Below are 18,586 nucleotides of genomic sequence, written 5' to 3' on the forward strand. Positions count from 1 at the left end.
ACTCAACCGCTTATAACTCCACCCGAAATCCCAAAGAAACAAAAAAAGCGGAGTGAGGAATCCAAGGATTCCCCCTCCACTCATCGTTCAACCTATAAACAACCGTCTTATTCATGACTGGCGTTATAGCACACAAGGACGGATCCGGTCTTCGCTTCGCCTGTAATATGGAGCGGGCGGGAAGTGTCCATGCTTTCTTTCCGGAAACGGATGGATCTGTGGAAGAGCTGTTCCTGTTCGGCAATACGGTCGATGTCATCCAGTTGCAAATCCAGACGCCCCATATTGGAAGTAACCTCTCCACTTAAAGCCACATTCGACGGGATATAGATTTCGATGGAACCGCTCATCGACTTGACATCGATTCTTTCGGCTTCGCTATCCGTTGTCGTCACGACGACGTGGCCGTTGAGCGATTGGGCTTCCACGTCTTTCAGCGCCCCATCGATATAGACACGGCCATTCAATGTCTCGGCTTCGAGCTTTCGTCCCGATGCGCCACTCAGATGGATCGAGCCGTTGGCAGTCTCCAACTCAGCTTCCTGGAATTCCAGGCCGGACACTTCCACTTTTCCATTCCCTGTTTTGATTCGCAGTCTTTCGGCATTCACATCTTGCAAACTGAAGGAACCGTTCAGCAATTTTGCCGTCACGGCATCATATTCAGCCGCCGGGACTTGCAATTCGACATTGACTTGCGTCATTTTCAAGTCACTCATGATCCGCAGCTTACCGTGATCATTGAGGAAAATCAGCTTTTCGAGGAAATCCCGTTTGGCCGCTTCCTCGGATTCGTTGTTGTATGTCTTCACATGAAATACAGCTTGCACTTCATCCGTCTCGCTGCGGGTCACCGTCACCTTTCCGTTGTCGATATCGAAGACGACTTCTTTGATGCCCGCAGCCGGCATATTCATGACGTGGGTAAACGTAACTGCATTTCCGAACGGCACATCAAAGTCAAAGGACTTGACTTTTTGCACAGCAGTTTGCATGAACTGCATGAATCGGTCGCTGACATTCGTAAAGTCTCTTTTTAGATCTTCCAGGAAATCATCTGCCGTATGTGGTCCTCTCCGACTTCCCTCGCTTTTCCGCTCTTCGGATTGTGAAGGCTCTTCGGATTGTGAAGGCTCCTCGGTATGTGCAGCCCGCCCATCCTTTTGATCCTCATCCGGCTTCGTCCGATGTTGAGAGGGTCCCAGCTTTTCTAGAAGTGTCAGTGCTTCGTCCGTCGTGATCGTTCCGTTTTCCAGCATAGCCAAAATACGTTTCCTTTCATTTTGCATGATTACGCCTCCTAGTCAGTTTGTATCGCTTAAAAATTGTTCATCTCCATTAGCCATATATACGAATCAATAGACGAAAGGTTTCACTCCGCGGCTTTTTCTGCTTCTTCCATAATGTTATCCATCCGCTCCCGATCCCGTTCGAGAATCGGCCTTAAATAGCGGCCTGTGTAGGATTGTTCCACCTCTGCCACCATCTCGGGTGTGCCCGTCGCGATAATTTGGCCGCCCTTATCCCCGCCTTCCGGACCGAGGTCGATAATATGGTCGACCGTCTTGATGACATCGAGATTATGCTCGATGACGAGGACCGTATTCCCCGTATCGACCAGCCGTTGCAAGACAGTAAGAAGCTTCGCAATATCGTGGACATGGAGCCCCGTTGTCGGCTCGTCCAAAATATAGAAGGACTTCCCATTGGAGCGCTTATGCAGTTCCGATGCCAATTTCACCCGCTGCGCCTCTCCTCCTGATAAGGTTGTTGCCGGCTGGCCCAATTGAACATAACCGAGCCCTACATCGACAATCGTTTGGAGTTTGCGGCTGATTTTCGGGATGTTCTCAAAAAATTGCAGCGCATCTTCAACGGTCATCGCCAGGACATCCGCGATATTTTTCCCTTTATATGTGACTTCCAGCGTTTCACGATTATACCGTTTTCCGTGGCACACTTCACAAGGGACATAGACGTCCGGCAAGAAATGCATTTCGATTTTGATGATGCCGTCTCCCCGGCAAGCTTCACAACGGCCGCCCTTTACGTTGAAGCTGAATCGCCCTTTTTTGTAGCCCCGCACCTTCGCTTCGTTCGTTGCTGCATAGACATCGCGGACATCATCAAAAACCCCCGTATACGTTGCCGGGTTTGATCGCGGCGTCCGACCGATCGGCGACTGATCGATGTCGATGACTTTCTCCAGCTCCTCCAAGCCCGTGATCGACTCGTATTGGCCCGGTTTCTGTTTCGATCGGTTCAACTTTTGTGCGAGCACTTTATGCAGCACTTCATTGACCAATGTACTTTTTCCCGATCCCGAAACCCCGGTCACCGCAATGAATTGCCCGAGCGGGAACTCGGCATCGACGCCTTTCAAGTTGTTCTCGGATGCACCTTTGATGACGACTTTCCGGCCATCGCTTTCTCTCCGTTCCAATGGCAACGGGATGAACATCCTGCCGCTCAAATACTGGCCCGTCAAGGAAGCGGGGTCTGCCATGACCTCTTCCGGGGTGCCGGCTGAAACAATTTGTCCACCGGAAACGCCCGCTCCCGGCCCGATATCGATCAGATAGTCGGCTGCCATCATCGTGTCTTCGTCATGCTCCACGACAATTAACGTATTGCCGATGTCCCGCATGCTCTGCAAGGTGCCGATCAGTCTGTCGTTATCCCGTTGATGCAGCCCGATGGACGGTTCATCCAGGATGTAAAGGACGCCCGTCAATCGAGAGCCGATCTGCGTGGCCAGACGGATCCGCTGCGCTTCTCCGCCCGACAATGTGCCGGCAGCCCGTGACAACGTCAGATAATCAAGACCGACATTGATCAGGAATCCGAGCCTTTCATCAATTTCCCGCAAGATCAACTTCGCAATTTGCGCATCTTTCTCGGATAGTTGGAGCTCCTTGAAAAAATGGTCCGCCTCCATGATCGACAATTCCGTCACTTGCCCGATATGGACGCTGTTCACCTTGACCGCCAACGTCTCTTCCTTCAGACGGTAGCCATCGCATGTCGGACATGGTCGCTGCGCCATGTATTTCTCCATCTGTTCCCGGATATAATCGGAAGATGTCTCCTTGAAACGGCGCGCGACATTGGCCAGCACCCCTTCAAAATAGATGTTGTTGTCGCGGGTTCCTCCGAACTCGTTCGTATAGCGGAAACGTATCTTTTCATCCTTCGAGCCGTAAAGTATTTTATGGAGATCCTCTTCCGGCAACTCGCTGACGGGCGCGTCCATCGGAATCCCGAAATGGTCCGCCACCGTTCTCAGCAACTCGGGGTAATATTGCGAACTCGTCGGTTCCCACGGAGCGATGGCATGGTCTTTCAACGAACGGGACGGATCCGGGATGACCAGCTCGGCATCGACCTCCAGTTTCGATCCCAATCCATCGCAATCCGGGCAAGCACCGAACGGACTGTTAAATGAAAACATCCTCGGTTCCAATTCACCGATCGAAAACCCGCATAAAGGACAAGCATGATGTTCGCTGAACAGGATTTCCTCTCCGTCTATCACATCGACCAGCACGGTCCCTTCTGCCAGACGGAGCGCCGACTCGAGCGAATCGCTCAGGCGGGCTTCAATATCGGCTTTGATGACGATCCGGTCGATGACCACTTCAATCGAATGTTTCTTATTTTTATTGAGATCGATGTTATCATCCAGATCCATCGTTTCCCCATTGACCCGGATACGGACATACCCTTGTTTCTTAATATCTTCAATCAGTTTGGCATGCGTCCCTTTACGGCCCGAGACGACGGGTGCCAGCACTTGGATCCGGGTGCGCTCCGGCAGTTCCATCAGCCGGTCCACCATTTGCTCCACCGTTTGAGATGATATTTCAGTCCCATGAATCGGACAAATCGGCTTTCCGATCCGTGCGAATAAAAGACGCAAATAATCATAGATTTCCGTTACGGTTCCGACGGTGGAACGCGGATTCCGGCTCGTCGTCTTCTGATCGATGGAAATCGCAGGGGACAATCCTTCAATCGCATCGACGTCCGGCTTGTCCATCTGGCCAAGGAATTGGCGGGCATACGCAGACAATGACTCCACATACCGGCGCTGCCCTTCCGCATAGATCGTATCGAAGGCAAGGGAGGACTTTCCTGAACCGGATAGCCCCGTCATGACGACGAGCCGGTCCCTCGGAATGCGGACGTCAATATTTTTGAGATTATGCGCCCGCGCCCCCTGTATGACAATTTCAGTATTTTTCATCGCTATCTACCTTTCCGCTTTCAATTCCAAAATGGTGTCGCGCAATTCGGCAGCGCGTTCAAAGTCAAGCGCTTTGGCCGCTTCCTTCATCTCAGACTCCAACGTCGCAAGAAGGGCAGTCTTTTCTTCTTTCGTCAATTTCTTTCCTTCTGTCACTTTATCGATGTAAGATACGGCTTCGTCCGCCGCCTGTGTGGCACGGATGACATCCCGCACTTCTTTTTGGATCGTCTTCGGTATGATGCCATGCTTTTCGTTGTACGCCATTTGGATTTCACGGCGCCGCTTCGTTTCTTCGATTGCTTTTGTCATCGAGTCGGTCATCCGATCCGCGTACATGATGACATGTCCGTTCGAATTTCGGGCGGCGCGGCCGATCGTCTGGATCAGCGATCGTTCTGAGCGGAGGAACCCTTCCTTGTCCGCATCGAGGATGGCAACGAGCGACACTTCCGGGATGTCCAGCCCTTCCCGCAGCAAGTTGATGCCGATGAGGACGTCGTACGTACCGAGCCGCAGCTCCCGGATGATTTCGATCCGTTCCAGCGTCTTGATTTCCGAATGAAGGTAATTGACCTTGACGCCGACATCTTTCAAATAGTCTGTCAGGTCCTCGGACATTTTCTTCGTCAACGTCGTGATGAGCACTCGTTCGTTCCTTTCAACCCGCTGTTGAATCTCGTCCAGAAGGTCATCGATCTGGCCTTCGATCGGACGGACTTCGATAATCGGATCCAATAGGCCCGTCGGACGGATGATCTGCTCCACCATTTCCGGCGTATGTTCGATTTCATATGGTCCTGGAGTGGCGGATACATAGATGGCCCGGTGGATATACCGTTCGAATTCCTCGAACATGAGCGGACGGTTATCCAGTGCGGAGGGCAGTCGGAAACCGTGGTCGACCAGCACTTTTTTACGCGCCTGGTCCCCGTTGTACATACCGCGGATCTGCGGCAAAGTGACATGGCTTTCATCCGCCACAATTAAAAAGTCATCTGGAAAATAGTCTAGAAGGGTGTAAGGTGTTGCACCGGGCGGTCGCAGCGTCAAATGCCTGGAGTAGTTCTCGATTCCGGAACAGAAGCCCATTTCACGCATCATTTCAAGATCGTAACGCGTACGTTGCTCCAAGCGCTGCGCTTCGAGAAGCTTGTCTTGTTCCCGTAAAATCTTCAATTGTTCTTCCAATTCAATTTCAATATTCTCGATTGCCTTTGCCATTTTCGCTTCGCCGGTGACGAAGTGGGAAGCCGGGAAGATGGCGACATGTTCCCGTTCGCCCAAAATCTCTCCTGTCAACGCATCGACTTCACGGATCCGTTCGATTTCATCCCCGAAAAATTCGATGCGCAGGCAATGTTCGTCCTGTGAGGCCGGGAGCACTTCCACAACATCTCCGCGCACACGGAATGTTCCTCGAGTGAAGTTGACATCATTGCGCTCATACAGGTTGTCCACCAATCTACGAAGCAAGACATTCCGTTCGATTTCCATGCCTGGACGCAACGAAATGAGATGGTTCCGGTATTCCTCCGGCGAACCGAGACCGTAGATGCATGATACGGAGGCAACGATCAGGACATCATTCCGTTCGAATAAAGCAGATGTGGCCGAGTGGCGCAATTTATCGATCTCGTCATTGATGCTGGAGTCTTTTTCGATGTACGTATCCGTTTGGGGGACATACGCTTCCGGCTGATAATAATCATAGAAACTGACAAAGTACTCTACCGCATTATTCGGAAAGAACTCCTTGAACTCACTATATAGCTGACCTGCCAATGTTTTATTATGTGCAATGACCAAGGTTGGTCGATTAATTTCTTTTACGACGTTCGAAATGGTGAACGTCTTGCCTGTTCCAGTCGCTCCCAGCAAAGTCTGGTGTTTTTTCCCTTTCGCCAGTCCTTCCACTAAACTGGCAATGGCCGCAGGTTGATCGCCTGACGGTGAATAAGGAGCTTGTAAGTCGAATTGATAATTCTTCATAATCAAACACTCCCAAAATGAATTGCCTCCATTTTATCACATTCCCTTTTATTCACCTAATAAAAACGAACGTGTGTTTTTTAACTTTCTTTTTCTATTATGAAATAAACTTACTAAACAGAAACGAACATACCCACCGTAGCTTTCCGTTTCAAATTTAGTTTGCGACGAAAGCGCAGCGACAGGAGCAGGCGGACGCTTTCTTACCCGTGGTCAAGTGTTAATCCACATTATTTTCAGTTCGGAATGAAATAAAGAGATGACTGCTGTCAATCTGTGGCTTTTCGTTCCGGCGCTCGCTTTTTCGCGGGCATGGCTTGAGCCTCCTCGGTCGCGAAAGGCTGCGCCCTGCGGGGTCCCAAGGCTCATGCTATTCCCGCAGGAGTCGGCGCCTTCCACTCCAAGCAACTGGGATGACCAAGTCTAAATCTTTATTTCATCCTATATGGTTTAAAGACACGAAAAAACGCCGCATGTTAGTTATGCGGCGTTTCGTTTCAAGTTTATTCGTTTTCTTGGTCTTCCAATTTAGCAAGGCTTTCTGTGTACAACAGGAATGCCTTTTCATCCCGACGGTCAAGCGCATCATCAATTAACTGTACGAGCCTTTTTTTCGTTTGCTCCCGATGAATATGTTTGAGAAACAGATCCATGTAGATTTCATTCAACAATTTTTCCGCTTGGAGCGATGAACTGTTTTTACCAACGGCTTTCAAGAATTCAGCATACGAATAGTTGTTTTCCATCTCGCTCACCTCTGATGCCTTTTATTTATTATATCTAATACGCACAGGAAGTTGCAAGGGTTTTTTGAATATTCCTTCTTTTGAATCACTTACACTGATTTGAAATGAATTTCATAGCAAACAGGCCTTTCCTAACAAAACATCATTCTTTCTTATCTTGCGTCAATCGTATCGTAGCCTCGGAAATAATGAGCATGACAGCTAGGATGAGTAAAGGATTCATGGACACCCCATACGTCATGAACGCCGCTATTCCAACCAATAGGATCTGAATCCATTGGACTAGCCTGACTAATTTTCGGATAGCCGACGGACGGGAGTCCTCCTTTTCAGGAAACAGCCGATCCATGCGGAAATCGTCGCCTGCCCGCAAAGCGTGGATCAATTGCACGGCGGAAGCAAAGGCAAGCGCACCGACATAAATGAACGAAACGAACGGGAACGGTATTAAGACGACTCCTACGATGGATAGCGCAGTCAACCTCACCCACAGCCAGAAAATATCATCTGTCCGAATGAAAGTCCGGACCAATAAATAGGATTGAGGCGCCGGATTGTGGAAATCCGGCCTTCCCATCAGAAAACCGAGCCATCCCCTTCTGCTGACAGAGCCTTGCAGATGAGGCACATCCGTAAAATAATTGGCGAATCGATAAAAACGCATCATCCGATTTTGTTCCAATTCAATGAAATGCTCATAAGGGAACGGTTTTGCACTCTTCCTTTTCCGCCAATACGCTCCATAGAAGCCGATCAGCGCCAAGAACCCGATTGCAACAACGGGGGACGGTCCGAGCCAGCAATAAATGTAAAGGGCTGCCAGAACGAAACGAATCAGCCGGTCTTTCCATATGCCCCCGCCCGAAAAGGTGTGCCGGAAAAAATATTCCGTTTCGACGAAGCCCCATTTAATTACGACGATGAAAGCGGCAAGCCATAGCAAGATGACCTTCGAACCCGTTTCGGTCGCCGACAGCAAGGGCAAGGCAACGATGTATAAGACCAGCGGCAGCGCCAATTGGGAAAAGGTTGTCCAGCGCAAGGCCCGTCCAATATAACGCCCCATCTTCTTTTCAAATGGCAGGAAAAATACCACGTCGGCCGGTTTCAATAGAGTCACTGCCGGCGAATAGGCCAGTACGGCCGCTAGGATAATGGAAGTGATAAGAACCGCCGGAAAATCGGCCGGCACCTCCTTCAACCATTCACTATAGGCATAGCCGCCTGCACCGATCGAAAACATCAGGACAATCGCCAAATGCCCGGTAAATACATATTTCAAGTACTTCTGAAGTTCCGTGACGTAATGGATGAACCGGCCAGACCAAATTTCACGCAAGCCGTTCATCGTGATTTTCCTCTGTCATCGCAATATACAAATCATCCAAAGTGGCCCCAGGCTGTCCAAACGCCTTCCGCAAGTCATCCATCGTGCCCGCCGCCCGCACCCGTCCTTCATGCAGCAAGATGATCCGGTCGCAATAGCGCTCCGCAGTCGAAAGGACGTGAGTGGACATGAGCACCGATGCCCCTTGCTCTTTCATCTCGGTCATCTGTTCAAGCAGCGAGCGGATTCCGAGCGGATCCAAGCCGACAAACGGCTCATCGATAATATAGAGGGAAGGCTCCACGAGGAACGCGCACATGATCATCACTTTCTGGCGCATCCCCTTTGAGAAATGGGCAGGAAACCACTTCAACCGTTTTTCCATCCGGAACTCCTTCAACAATTTCTCCGACCGCGCTTTGAATAAATCCTCATCCAAGCCATACGCCGTAGCCGTCAGCTCCAGATGCTCCTGTAATGTCAGTTCATCATATAAAATCGGTGTTTCCGGTATATAGGTGAATGATTTTCGGTACATCTCCGGATTCTCCTGGAACGTCACACCATTGACCTTGATTTCTCCGCTATGCGGGTCCATCAATCCGATGATATGTTTGATCGTCGTACTCTTCCCCGCTCCATTCAATCCGATCAGGCCGACGAGTTCCCCTTTTTCGATTTCAAAACTCAAGTCATGCAGGACGGGCTTTCTCGTATAACCGCCCGTTACATCGTTCAATTCAAGAATTGCCATTTTCATCATCCCTTCATAATAAGTATTTTAACAAAAGACATGTGAAAATGCCTTGTCCATCGTTTGTCGATTGCTCCACAATATGCGTGTGCGGTTTCATTCATGAAATATGCAGTTGCGCAATCCATGAAATTGATGTACTATAGTTATAAGTTTTCGCTGTCGATCAAGAGGATACGGCAGGAAGGCCCAAATACGAGTCGAGTTGAGGAGAGATGAGAAGTGAATACGAAAAATTTAGTTTTCATGGCTTTATTAGTTGCCGTCGGTGCTGCTCTTTACTTAGTGATCCCAGGATATAACGGTGGGATGAAACCGGATTTCATGTTGACGATGATGTTCATCGGAATCCTATTGTTCCCGCAAGCCCGTAACGTATTTCTGCTCGGTGGGACAACAGGTGTCATTTCCGGAATCTTTTCAAGTTTCCCTGGTGGATTTGTGCCGAACGTGATCGATAAATTGGTGACGGCATTCGTCATCTATGCAATCATTGTCGCATTCAAATCCATTCGCAATAATCTGGTCGGATCTACTGTACTTGCCGGTATTGGCACGATTTTATCCGGAACGATTTTCCTTTCGATCGCGATCTTCATCTTAGGCGTCGATCTTCCATTCAGTGCCCTATTCCTGACTGTCGTACTTCCAGCAGTTGCCATGAACGGTGTAGCCTTCTTCATCATCTACCCGATTGTGACGACTTTGCTGAAACGCACATCCATGAAAACGGCAGTGACCAATTAATTATGAATTCAGAAGCTTTCCCCTCCAGGTGGAAAGCTTTTTTTAATTGCCCGGAAGAGAGGGAAATGTTTTAATTAAAGTAGAAGAGGTAAACAAGACGTTCACTATTAGAAAAGAAGGGACGCGGGAACGATGAAAACATCCACATTTTTAATCGGATTGGCAACCGGCGCGGTGGGGGCCGCCATTACTGTCTTATTTTCAACACCGCAATCAGGAAGCGAATTGCGGTCTTCCGTCAAAAACGCTTCGACGGATATGAAAGAAAAGCTTTCAGATCTCAAAGAAAAACTTGAAAATCTGAAAGACTCGATCACTCACTTGAAAAAAGAAGCGAAGGAAGTCATCCCGGAAACAATCGAGGAAATGAAAGAAGTCGTGTCGGATTGGCAGCAAGCCGCCGCGCCCCATAGAATAAGGATGGAACAAGAAATCGCGGACATCCAGGCAGCCATCGAAGACCTTGAACGCTCCATCGCCGCTCAACAGAAATGAGACAAGGAGCTGTCCAAAAAGTCCAGGCACAGAGTTGGATACTAGCAAAAAGCAAGGGTGCCGGGAGACTCCTGCGGGAAAGCCGGCCGACGAGAGCCCGCACGGCTGTAAGCCGGAGGAGGCTCGTCGGCTGGCCCGCGGAAAGCGACCAGAGCCCTTGCTTTTTGCGTGTTTAACCGGAAAATCCACTTTCTGGACAGCCCCTTGTTTTGTCCTTCCGATTCAGGACCGTATAAGTTCAAAAACAAATTTTACTTTTCGTATAAAAGTTATTTCTCAATTCCAACTTCTCTCTTTCTTGCTTTCCTGCTATAATAAAATAAGGTTAAGAATAGAGAAAGCAGGTGTCCAAAATGACACAGAATTCATCTCCGCAAATGGAAGCCATGATATTCAGCCAGCGGGTCGCCCAAATGTCCAAGGCACTTTGGAAAGCGGTGGAAAAAGATTGGCAGGCATGGATCAAACCTTATGACTTGAATATTAATGAACACCATATATTATGGATTGCCTTCCACCTGGACGGGGCTACGATTTCTGATGTGGCCAAATTTGGGGTCATGCATGTTTCAACCGCGTTCAATTTTTCCAAAAAACTGGAGCAACGAGGTTATTTACAGTTCTATAAGAAAGACGACGACCGACGGAACACATATATATCTGTCACTGAAGAAGGAAAAGAACTTTTATTGGAAATGAATGAAAATTACTATTCTTCCAGCCATGGCATCCTCGAAGGTTCCATGCCTATTAAAAATCTCTATGGGAAATTTCCTGAATTCCTCGAAGTGATGTCCGTCATCAAAAACATTTACGGGGACGATTTCATGGAAATTTTCGAACGCGGTTTCCAGAATATCGGGGATACATTCGTTGCGAAACAGGAGGAAAAGGAACCCGTCCCGGCAGAAGCGGGCACGCCTGTTGAAAAATAACTTCATTTTCTATATGATGAATGAACAGATTGTGCATGCGGCACATTTGGAGTGGCATTAGGTAAGTCACTTCCGATATGTATCGGCATACATAGATAGGACATCTGTGCCCGCTGCATTGCTTCGGCACAGACATCGCTACGCTGTCGCAAAGTTACTTCACTATGATTGTTTTGGAGATGGAAGAGGAGGTTTGGGGTTTGATCTTAATTGCAACGGTGATGTTTTCCTTATTTTATCTATTTCAAATAAATAAAATGACATATGCCCTTTGTGAATCCCGGGAAATCCCCGAAGAGAAACAACCGAAGATTTTTAAAACCGTCAATATTTTAGTGACGATATTGATTTTATCTTTTTATGTCGAAGTGTTTTTCCGGGCATAATACATTCAGCAATTGGAAAAGTCCATTCCCGATGATGGGAATGGACTTTTTTCATCCTGACTGGATCATCGCCCTATCCCCCACTTATCCGTATAAGTGGGATGGCCATTACATGATTCCCTGCCCGGTTATTGGCGAGTTAGCATCTTGCATCAATACAAGTAGGCTGCGCCGACAATAATGAGAAGGATGAACAACACGACAATTAACGCGAAGCCGGAAGACCCTTGGTTATATCCGCTCATAGGAGCACCCCCTCTCTCTATGTATCGTATGCTGGCCGCTCCAGCTGTCGTAGGCAATTGCAACCGAAGGAACCTTTTTGTTTTCAAAGCGTTTTTATGGTATAGTGTCTACTGTTCCATCAATTACGCCTCGGCGTAATTGCGTCCGGATTTTTTCGAGCTTGCTCGAAAACCTTCCCCTAAAAAATCCGTGACATCCGCCGGAGGCTTTATCTGAATTCAGCGTGCTTTTGACCACTCGCTGATTTAGAAAATATTGAAGTCTATCCCGTCACTGTGGAAGTGGGGATTTTTTAGCTGAATTTAGATAAAAGTTAGGAGAGAAAATGATATGAGAAAAAAGGCAATCGCACTTACAATGGCGGCTTCCGTCCTTGCCCTATCGGCATGCAGCGGAAATAAAGCGAGCGACGATGAAGTCATCGCCAAGTCCAAAGCGGGCAATGTGACAAAGGAAGAGCTCTACCAAGAAATGAAGAACAGCGTGGGCAAGGAAACCCTTCAACTGCTCGTCCTGGAAAAAGTGCTTGATGCAAAATATGATGTGTCCGACAAAGTGGTCGACGATGAAATTAATAAAATGAAAGACCAGCTTGGCGAAAACTTTGAAGCTTATTTAGCCCAACAAGGCCAAAGTGAAGAAAGCGTCAGGAAAATCATCAAACTGAACTCCCTGCAAGAAGCGGCATTGACAGAGGATGTCGAAGTGACCGATGAAGAACTAAATAAACGGATTGAAATGAACAATACGGAATTGAATGTGAAACATATCGTAGTCGAGGACGAAGAGACTGCACTGGAAGCGAAAAAGAAATTGGATGAAGGCGCGGATTTTGCGGCCACTGCAAAGGAATACTCCATTAAAGAAGCAGCGAAAGAAACAGGCGGCGACTTAGGATGGATCAGTTACGCAAGCCCGATGGATCGTGCGTTCCTGGACGGGGCCTATGCGTTGGAAGTGAACAAGCTTAGCGAACCTGTCAAATCCGACTTCGGCTATCATATCATCCAAGTGACGGAGAAGAGAGAAGTGGAGGATGCCAAAGAGTATTCCAAAGAAGAGAAAGAAGAACTCCGCAAAGAAATGAAGCTGGAGAAAGCGGATGAGAACGCAGCCTTCGATAAAATCTCCAAATTGCTGAAAGATGCGGATGTCAAAGTGGAAGACAAAGACTTGAAATCCGCTCTCGATATGTTCACTCAAGATGATAGCGACGCGGCAGACGAAGCACCTGCAGAAGAACCTAAAGAAGATGCAAAAGAAGAGAAAAAATAAGTTGTACCAATTGGACAGACTCCGGATCGGGGTCTGTCTTTTACATAGGAAAAAGGGGCTGTCCAGAAAGTGGATTCTCCGGTTAAACACGCAAAAGGCAAGGGCTCTGGTCGCTTTCCGCGGGCCAGCCGACGAGCCTTCTCCGGCTTACAGCCGTGCGGGGTCTCGTCGGCCGGCTTTCCCGCAGGAGGCCCCCGGCGCCCTTGCTTTTTGCTAGTATCCAACTCTGTGCCTGGACTTTTCGGACAGCCCCTTCGCAATTCTTTATCATTCAAATGTCGGCTTGTAAAATGAACGATTGTCGAGCGGGAAAATCCGCTCGGTGAACTCGCCCGGCTCCGCTTTGCCCAAAGCGCGATCCAACATGTTCATTTTCGCATCGATATTATCGATATAGTGAAGGATCTCCGCTTCCTTAAGCATCGGACGCTTCGGACTTCCCCACTCCTCTTTTCCGTGATGGCTCAGCACCATATGTTGCAGGAGCATCACTTCCTCACCGGAAATTTCGAGTTCCATCGCCGCAATCGAAATTTCATTGACCATGATCGTAATATGGCCCAACAGATTCCCTTCAACGGTGTACTGGGTGCCGACCGGTCCGGATAGCTCCACCACTTTCCCAATATCATGGAGGATGATGCCGGCGTATAGGAGATCCTTGTTGATGGAAGGATACAGTTCGGCGATCGCCTTGCCCAGTTTCAACATCGAGACGACATGATCGAGAAGTCCGGAGACATAATCATGATGATTCTTAGTGGCCGCCGGATAGGTCATGAACCGGCTTTGATGTTTTTTCAATAAATGACGGGTAATCCGCTGGATATGCGGGTTTTTCATTTCAAAAAAGTATTGCATCAATTCCTCGTACAACACTTCTTTCGTTTTCGACGCGGATGGCACGAGATCCGAGATCGATACGCCCTCATCCTCTTTCGCAGGCCGGATGCTCTTGATGCGCAACTGGTTTTTCCCTCGGTATTCATGGATCTCCCCGCCGACTTTCACGATCGACGCGGCCGTGTACGTAGCTGCGTGCTGGTCGGTCGTATCCCATAGCTTCGCTTCGATATCTCCGCTTTTATCTTGTAAAATGAGTGTCATGAATGGGCTCCCCTGCTGTGTAATTCCACGGGTCGCTTGTTTAATGAGCAAATAAATATCCACCGGTTCGCCCACTTTATAGTCCATGATTTTTTTCAAAAGACGACTGCCCCCTTACCGCTTCCTAATTCGGAAACGTTTAAAATGGTCGCATCTTTCCATTTATCCAACCTATCTGCATGGCAGGTGAAGTAAATGAATTGATGCGTCTCTTGCATTTCTTCCATTACTGCTATCATACTTGATTGCCGCTCGACGTCAAAGTGGACAAATGGATCATCTAGGATGAGCGGAAACGGAGCGATATCCTGCATCGAGTCCGCCAACGCAAATCGCAGCGCAATGTAGGCCTGCTCCTTGGTCGCTTGGCTCAGTTCCGCTATCGGAAAATAGCTGCCATCCGTTGCGACCGCTTGAAAATGGCCCGTTTCTGCCACGTGCAGCGAATTGTAATTCCCATTCGTCAAACGATGGAAAAGACCGGCTGCTATTTGTAACACTGTCGGCAATTTCTGCTCTTTCAATTCGTCCATCGTCTGTCGAATTGCTTCGGTCACCGCTTTTCGTTCGGACCATTTTTTCGCCAAGATGGTCAACTCCGCACGTTTGATTTCGAGCAGTTGCTGTTTATGCCCCAAAGTTTCATCATTCAAAAGCTGGTCGGTATGATGCACGAGCTTCGCTTTTTCCTCAACCAGCTTCTCCATTTCCTCGGCAATCGCTTCCCGGCTTTCCCTGATCATCCTGCCCTGTTCGTCCCACTCTGTGTCAGTTCGAAATGGCTGGGCGTCAATTTCGCCTTGTACGCCAATCTGGGCATGAACATCTTCCAGCTGCCTTTTCAGGAGGACAGTCTCCTGATAGTCATTATGCGCCTCGTAAAATTGATCTTCCGTCGCTGCTCCGGCCTCTGAAAATAAAGAGCTGATTTGATTTTCATACGTCTTGATCAAATTGCAGCATTCTTGGAGCTTCGCCTGCTGTTCGTCCAAAGCTTCCGCCCAGGACTTCCATCGGTCCGCATCCCTTTTCAAGCGCAGATAGTCGCTTCTGAGCAGTTCATATAGATGATCCGGCTGAACCTGTTTTTGCAGCAGGCGTTCCGCAGTCTCGATTCGCTCCGAAATATTCCTCTTCAAGGTTGCTAGTTGTTCTGCATTGATTTCGATGTCCCGGGAGACTTCTTGGAACTCCCGGCTCATGCGGAACAGTTCCGGAATGATGGTCATGCTCGGCATCCCGCTTATCCCATAGTCACGGAGGAAGCGGGCCAAATCTGTCGAAAGCTGACTTTTCCGCGTTTGCAAGTCGGCCATCTCGGCTTCGATGACTTGACGCCGCTCGCCCGCCTTTTCAAGTCCGCCTTTCAACGCTTCCTCTTGTACGCGGAATAAACGGATGTTCTCCGCCAATTCTTCATAATGGCGCTCCTGACCATCATATGCGGCTACATAGCTCTCCATTTCCCGCACCTTGTCAATGTCTGAAGAAGGGCGATTATTCATATGGAGGAAAGCCCCCATGCCGCCTACCAGGATGCCGATTCCGACAATCAACCATTGAGCTTGGATGAAACCGTAAACGATACATAATGCTGCAACCGCTAGAAAAGCGGAGAGCACCAGTTTTTCATTCGACTTGCTTTGATTTCCTCCCAAGGAGAGATAGGCCCTTGCTTCTGCCAGGCGCTGCCTGATTATCGGCCATTGCTCCGCCAATTCCCTATCTTTTTCGGAAGGTGCAGATCGTTCATGCGCGTGCAGCTCACTATGCAAACTACGCCATTCCCTGTCCGATTCCTCCAGGCTATACTGGACAGCATTGATCCGCTTTTCATTGTCTTCCAGTTGCCGGAGCCGGTCCGCCAGTTCTTCTTCCCGTTGCAGAGACACATCCGCCTGCAACAAGGTCCCTTCCGTATCCGGATCGATGCCGAGGCGGTCGAGCAACCGTCTTTTCATTTCTGTCAATTGCCGGTTCTCCTCGAGCAGCGAGCCAAGCGACGCACGCCAACCATGCCACTCCGATTCTCGGGCGAGCAGCCGTTCCAGCTGACTGAGTTTATCTGCATCCGTTTTTTGGGCCATCTGCGATTCGACATGGGCCAAATCCTCTTCCAGCCGTCGGGCGGCCGCTTTCGATTCAGCCAACTTGCCGGCTGTCATCTCATACCGTCTCACGCCATCCACCGGGAAACTATGATTTCCCCTTTCGGCCAATTGCAATTCCAGGGACCTCTTTTTCTCCAGCAACGGTTGAATCTGCCGGGCTAGCGCCAGTCGCTCCTCCTCTTCCTGCAGGTGTCTGTCTTGCCGCCTCTTCTCCTCCAGCAGCCCGTCAATCTCCCGGAGCCGATCTACGGATGGAGCATACTTTGCAATCCGCTCCCGCTCCGCTTTCAATTCAGTTTCCAAGTTCCGGAGCTCCTCGATTTTGACATTTATTTGAGGGAGCTTGCCGGATTTCTTGAAAAGGTCGCCCATTTCCTTTTCCAGCTTCTTCTCCACTTGCAGGAGTACGTCCACGCCGGTCGTTCCGGAGGCTAGAAGCGTCCGGCTCAATTCATCCTCATCCATCTTCTCGAACCCTTGCAGCTGCAACAGGGAAAACGAAAAGATCGCTTCGAATGAAGGACGGTCATATTGGCGAAGCAATTCTTTCAATTTTTCCTCCCCGCCGACTGTTCCATCACCGAAACGGACCGTAACATCCCCTGCGGATTTTCCGCGGACGCGTTCGATTGTGCATTTTCCGTGTCGTTCATCCAGCAGCTGCACCTGCCCCCCATATTTGCCGCCGGATTTCGGCTCGTACCGCAGCAACGCACTATTTTTCTGCGGGAACCCGAACAGGATATGAAGGATGAATTGCTGGATCGTCGTTTTTCCGGCTTCATTCAACCCGTAGATGACGTTCATGCCGGAACCTAGTTCGATGGTGACATTTTCATGTTTCCCGAATCCGTAAATGACCAGTTTCTCGATTCGCATCTCTCCACCTCAATCCGCTTCCGTCATTTCTTTGACCAACAGCGATGCTGCGCCCGCCCGGATGTCCTGTATGCTGTCAGCCGCCAGGACATCCAAATACTTACTGCCGCGGTGCTGATATACGTCCTTCAATAACCGCTTCCATTCCGCTTCCGGCCATTGGTCCATCCGCTCTTGCACCGCTTGGACCAAATTCCAGTTCGCGGCGGTTCGCTCCGGTTTCCAATCGAACGTCAACTGCTGTACCCATATGAATATCTCGCTCTCTTCCAGCCATTCACGCAAAGTCTCCAGCCATACTTCTTCAGGCGATTCCTGAAATAAATCCATGCTCCCGGCATCGAGATCGACCATTTCCAGCTCCAGCAAACAAGCCCCGAATTCCGCTTGATACCCTTCAATCGCTTCCCGGCATGCGGCAAACCATTCGTTCGCATGACGGAGGCCGGCACAGGACACCTGCAAACGATCGAAGACGAGGGCGGAGGCCGGGATGAATTCAAGTGAAGAAGCGCCCGCCTTCGACAACGTCACTTCATAAAAGCCTTTCATTCCTGACTCTTTGCGATGCCGACCTTGCAAATTGCCCGGATAGACGATCGGAGGGGCATCATGCAATCGCTGCCTCAAATGGATATGGCCCAACGCCCAGTAATCATATCCTTTCGATAACAAGGCCTCTTTCGTGAAAGGGGCATACACTGCATGCGTCTCATCCCCGGCCAAACTGCCATGCAGCATTCCGATATGGATCGTTTCCAAATCTCCACCCGCAACCGGGTAATGCTCGATGACCGGCTCCCGAACATGCCGCTCCGGATAGCTGAATCCATGGATGACGATATCTTGGCCGTCGATCCGCAGAGGCACCGATTGCACATCCCCGCCGAGTACATGCACATTCGGCGGCAACTCGAACCGTGTCCATCTCCCGCCCAGATGGTCATGATTGCCGTGGCAAATGAAGACCGGAATGCCTGCCGCCTCCAGTTCCGACATGCCTTCCTGGAATTTCAGCTGGGCACGCAAACTCCGATCTTCCCCGTCGTACACATCCCCGACAATGAGGAGAAAATCAGGCTTCGACTCGACCGCATGACGGATCAAATTTGTGAACGCGGAAAAAGTGGAAGCCCGCACCGTCCGCAAATGCTCTGCAGGCAAACCGGAAAGCCCTTTAAACGGACTATCCAAGTGCAGATCCGACGTGTGGATAAAACGAATTTCCGACAATCCAACCCCTCCTCCGACAACGAATATCTGTTCTTAATTCTACCATATTATCGGAAGTGTGGTAGCCATAAATTGAAAGGGCTGCCCATCAGCGGACAGCCCAGCTA

15 protein-coding genes are annotated in these 18,586 nt (G+C 49.4%); 5 read left to right on the top strand and 10 right to left on the bottom strand.

What is annotated here, in order from left to right:
- Positions 1-107: 107 nt before the first annotated feature.
- The 6 genes from OXB_RS01010 to OXB_RS01035 all read right to left on the bottom strand — a co-directional run bounded on the left by OXB_RS01010 (position 108) and on the right by OXB_RS01035 (position 9,065).
- Positions 108-1,289 (bottom strand): DUF4097 family beta strand repeat-containing protein, encoded by a 1,182-nt coding sequence (locus OXB_RS01010; protein ID WP_041071075.1) that lies wholly within the window; start codon positions 1,287-1,289, stop codon positions 108-110.
- Positions 1,290-1,372: 83 nt separating this feature from the next.
- Positions 1,373-4,246, bottom strand: a complete 2,874-nt coding sequence (gene uvrA / locus OXB_RS01015) for an excinuclease ABC subunit UvrA (RefSeq protein WP_041071078.1) — start codon at positions 4,244-4,246, stop codon at positions 1,373-1,375.
- 6 nt (positions 4,247-4,252) lie between these two features.
- A complete protein-coding gene (gene uvrB / locus OXB_RS01020; protein ID WP_041071081.1) occupies positions 4,253-6,238 on the bottom strand; it encodes an excinuclease ABC subunit UvrB in 1,986 nt (661 codons plus the stop codon).
- A 503-nt stretch (positions 6,239-6,741) separates the two neighbouring features.
- The gene (locus OXB_RS01025) at positions 6,742-6,984 is read right to left on the bottom strand and encodes an IDEAL domain-containing protein (RefSeq protein WP_041071084.1); all 243 of its coding nucleotides are present in this window, start codon (positions 6,982-6,984) and stop codon (positions 6,742-6,744) included.
- A gap of 142 nt (positions 6,985-7,126) precedes the next feature.
- Positions 7,127-8,332 (bottom strand): ABC transporter permease, encoded by a 1,206-nt coding sequence (locus tag OXB_RS01030; RefSeq protein ID WP_041071087.1) that lies wholly within the window; start codon positions 8,330-8,332, stop codon positions 7,127-7,129.
- The gene (locus OXB_RS01035) at positions 8,316-9,065 is read right to left on the bottom strand and encodes an ABC transporter ATP-binding protein (RefSeq protein ID WP_041071090.1); all 750 of its coding nucleotides are present in this window, start codon (positions 9,063-9,065) and stop codon (positions 8,316-8,318) included. Before OXB_RS01035 ends, OXB_RS01030 begins: the two co-directional genes overlap by 17 nt.
- A gap of 222 nt (positions 9,066-9,287) precedes the next feature.
- Here OXB_RS01035 and OXB_RS01040 point away from each other — a divergent pair, with 222 nt between their 5' ends.
- The 4 genes from OXB_RS01040 to OXB_RS01055 all read left to right on the top strand — a co-directional run bounded on the left by OXB_RS01040 (position 9,288) and on the right by OXB_RS01055 (position 11,628).
- Positions 9,288-9,812 (top strand): tryptophan transporter, encoded by a 525-nt coding sequence (locus tag OXB_RS01040; protein ID WP_041071093.1) that lies wholly within the window; start codon positions 9,288-9,290, stop codon positions 9,810-9,812.
- A gap of 132 nt (positions 9,813-9,944) precedes the next feature.
- Positions 9,945-10,307, top strand: a complete 363-nt coding sequence (locus OXB_RS01045; RefSeq protein ID WP_041071096.1) for a YtxH domain-containing protein — start codon at positions 9,945-9,947, stop codon at positions 10,305-10,307.
- A gap of 353 nt (positions 10,308-10,660) precedes the next feature.
- On the top strand, positions 10,661-11,242 hold the full coding sequence (locus tag OXB_RS01050; protein ID WP_041071099.1) for an HTH-type transcriptional regulator Hpr: 582 nt from the start codon (positions 10,661-10,663) through the stop codon (positions 11,240-11,242).
- Between the two features lie 179 nt (positions 11,243-11,421).
- Positions 11,422-11,628, top strand: coding sequence for a hypothetical protein (locus OXB_RS01055; protein WP_442852892.1), 207 nt, complete (start codon positions 11,422-11,424; stop codon positions 11,626-11,628).
- A gap of 152 nt (positions 11,629-11,780) precedes the next feature.
- Here the strand turns inward: OXB_RS01055 and OXB_RS18285 are convergent, their stop codons facing one another.
- Entirely contained in the window at positions 11,781-11,873 is a 93-nt protein-coding gene (locus OXB_RS18285) for a YjcZ family sporulation protein (protein WP_084212358.1), read from the bottom strand.
- Between the two features lie 331 nt (positions 11,874-12,204).
- On the opposite strand from OXB_RS18285, the gene OXB_RS01060 reads away from it, so the two are divergent.
- Positions 12,205-13,149: a peptidylprolyl isomerase gene (locus OXB_RS01060; RefSeq protein ID WP_041071104.1), complete on the top strand. Its 945-nt coding sequence runs from the start codon at positions 12,205-12,207 to the stop codon at positions 13,147-13,149.
- A 267-nt stretch (positions 13,150-13,416) separates the two neighbouring features.
- Here OXB_RS01060 and yhaM read toward each other — a convergent pair whose 3' ends face one another.
- From yhaM to OXB_RS01080, 3 genes are read right to left on the bottom strand one after another with little or no spacing between them, the layout of a single operon-like run.
- Positions 13,417-14,343: a 3'-5' exoribonuclease YhaM gene (gene yhaM / locus OXB_RS01070; protein WP_041076089.1), complete on the bottom strand. Its 927-nt coding sequence runs from the start codon at positions 14,341-14,343 to the stop codon at positions 13,417-13,419.
- An 8-nt stretch (positions 14,344-14,351) separates the two neighbouring features.
- Positions 14,352-17,246, bottom strand: a complete 2,895-nt coding sequence (locus OXB_RS01075; protein WP_041071111.1) for an ATP-binding protein — start codon at positions 17,244-17,246, stop codon at positions 14,352-14,354.
- Positions 17,247-17,255: 9 nt separating this feature from the next.
- On the bottom strand, positions 17,256-18,479 hold the full coding sequence (locus OXB_RS01080; protein ID WP_041071113.1) for a metallophosphoesterase family protein: 1,224 nt from the start codon (positions 18,477-18,479) through the stop codon (positions 17,256-17,258).
- Between the last annotated feature and the right edge of the window lie 107 nt (positions 18,480-18,586).

It is taken from the genome of Bacillus sp. OxB-1, assembly GCF_000829195.1.
In the GTDB taxonomy this organism is placed as follows: Bacteria; Bacillota; Bacilli; order Bacillales_A; family Planococcaceae; genus Sporosarcina.

Coding starts and splice junctions, on each gene's coding strand:
- OXB_RS01075 (WP_041071111.1), bottom strand. CDS start 17,246: ATGCGAATCGAGAAACTGGTCATTTACGGATTCGGGAAACATGAAAAT.
- uvrA (WP_041071078.1), bottom strand. CDS start 4,246: ATGAAAAATACTGAAATTGTCATACAGGGGGCGCGGGCGCATAATCTC.
- OXB_RS01045 (WP_041071096.1), top strand. CDS start 9,945: ATGAAAACATCCACATTTTTAATCGGATTGGCAACCGGCGCGGTGGGG.
- OXB_RS01060 (WP_041071104.1), top strand. CDS start 12,205: ATGAGAAAAAAGGCAATCGCACTTACAATGGCGGCTTCCGTCCTTGCC.
- OXB_RS01050 (WP_041071099.1), top strand. CDS start 10,661: ATGACACAGAATTCATCTCCGCAAATGGAAGCCATGATATTCAGCCAG.
- OXB_RS01035 (WP_041071090.1), bottom strand. CDS start 9,065: ATGGCAATTCTTGAATTGAACGATGTAACGGGCGGTTATACGAGAAAG.
- OXB_RS18285 (WP_084212358.1), bottom strand. CDS start 11,873: ATGAGCGGATATAACCAAGGGTCTTCCGGCTTCGCGTTAATTGTCGTG.
- OXB_RS01010 (WP_041071075.1), bottom strand. CDS start 1,289: ATGCAAAATGAAAGGAAACGTATTTTGGCTATGCTGGAAAACGGAACG.
- OXB_RS01030 (WP_041071087.1), bottom strand. CDS start 8,332: ATGAACGGCTTGCGTGAAATTTGGTCTGGCCGGTTCATCCATTACGTC.
- yhaM (WP_041076089.1), bottom strand. CDS start 14,343: ATGGACTATAAAGTGGGCGAACCGGTGGATATTTATTTGCTCATTAAA.
- uvrB (WP_041071081.1), bottom strand. CDS start 6,238: ATGAAGAATTATCAATTCGACTTACAAGCTCCTTATTCACCGTCAGGC.
- OXB_RS01055 (WP_442852892.1), top strand. CDS start 11,422: ATGGAAGAGGAGGTTTGGGGTTTGATCTTAATTGCAACGGTGATGTTT.
- OXB_RS01025 (WP_041071084.1), bottom strand. CDS start 6,984: ATGGAAAACAACTATTCGTATGCTGAATTCTTGAAAGCCGTTGGTAAA.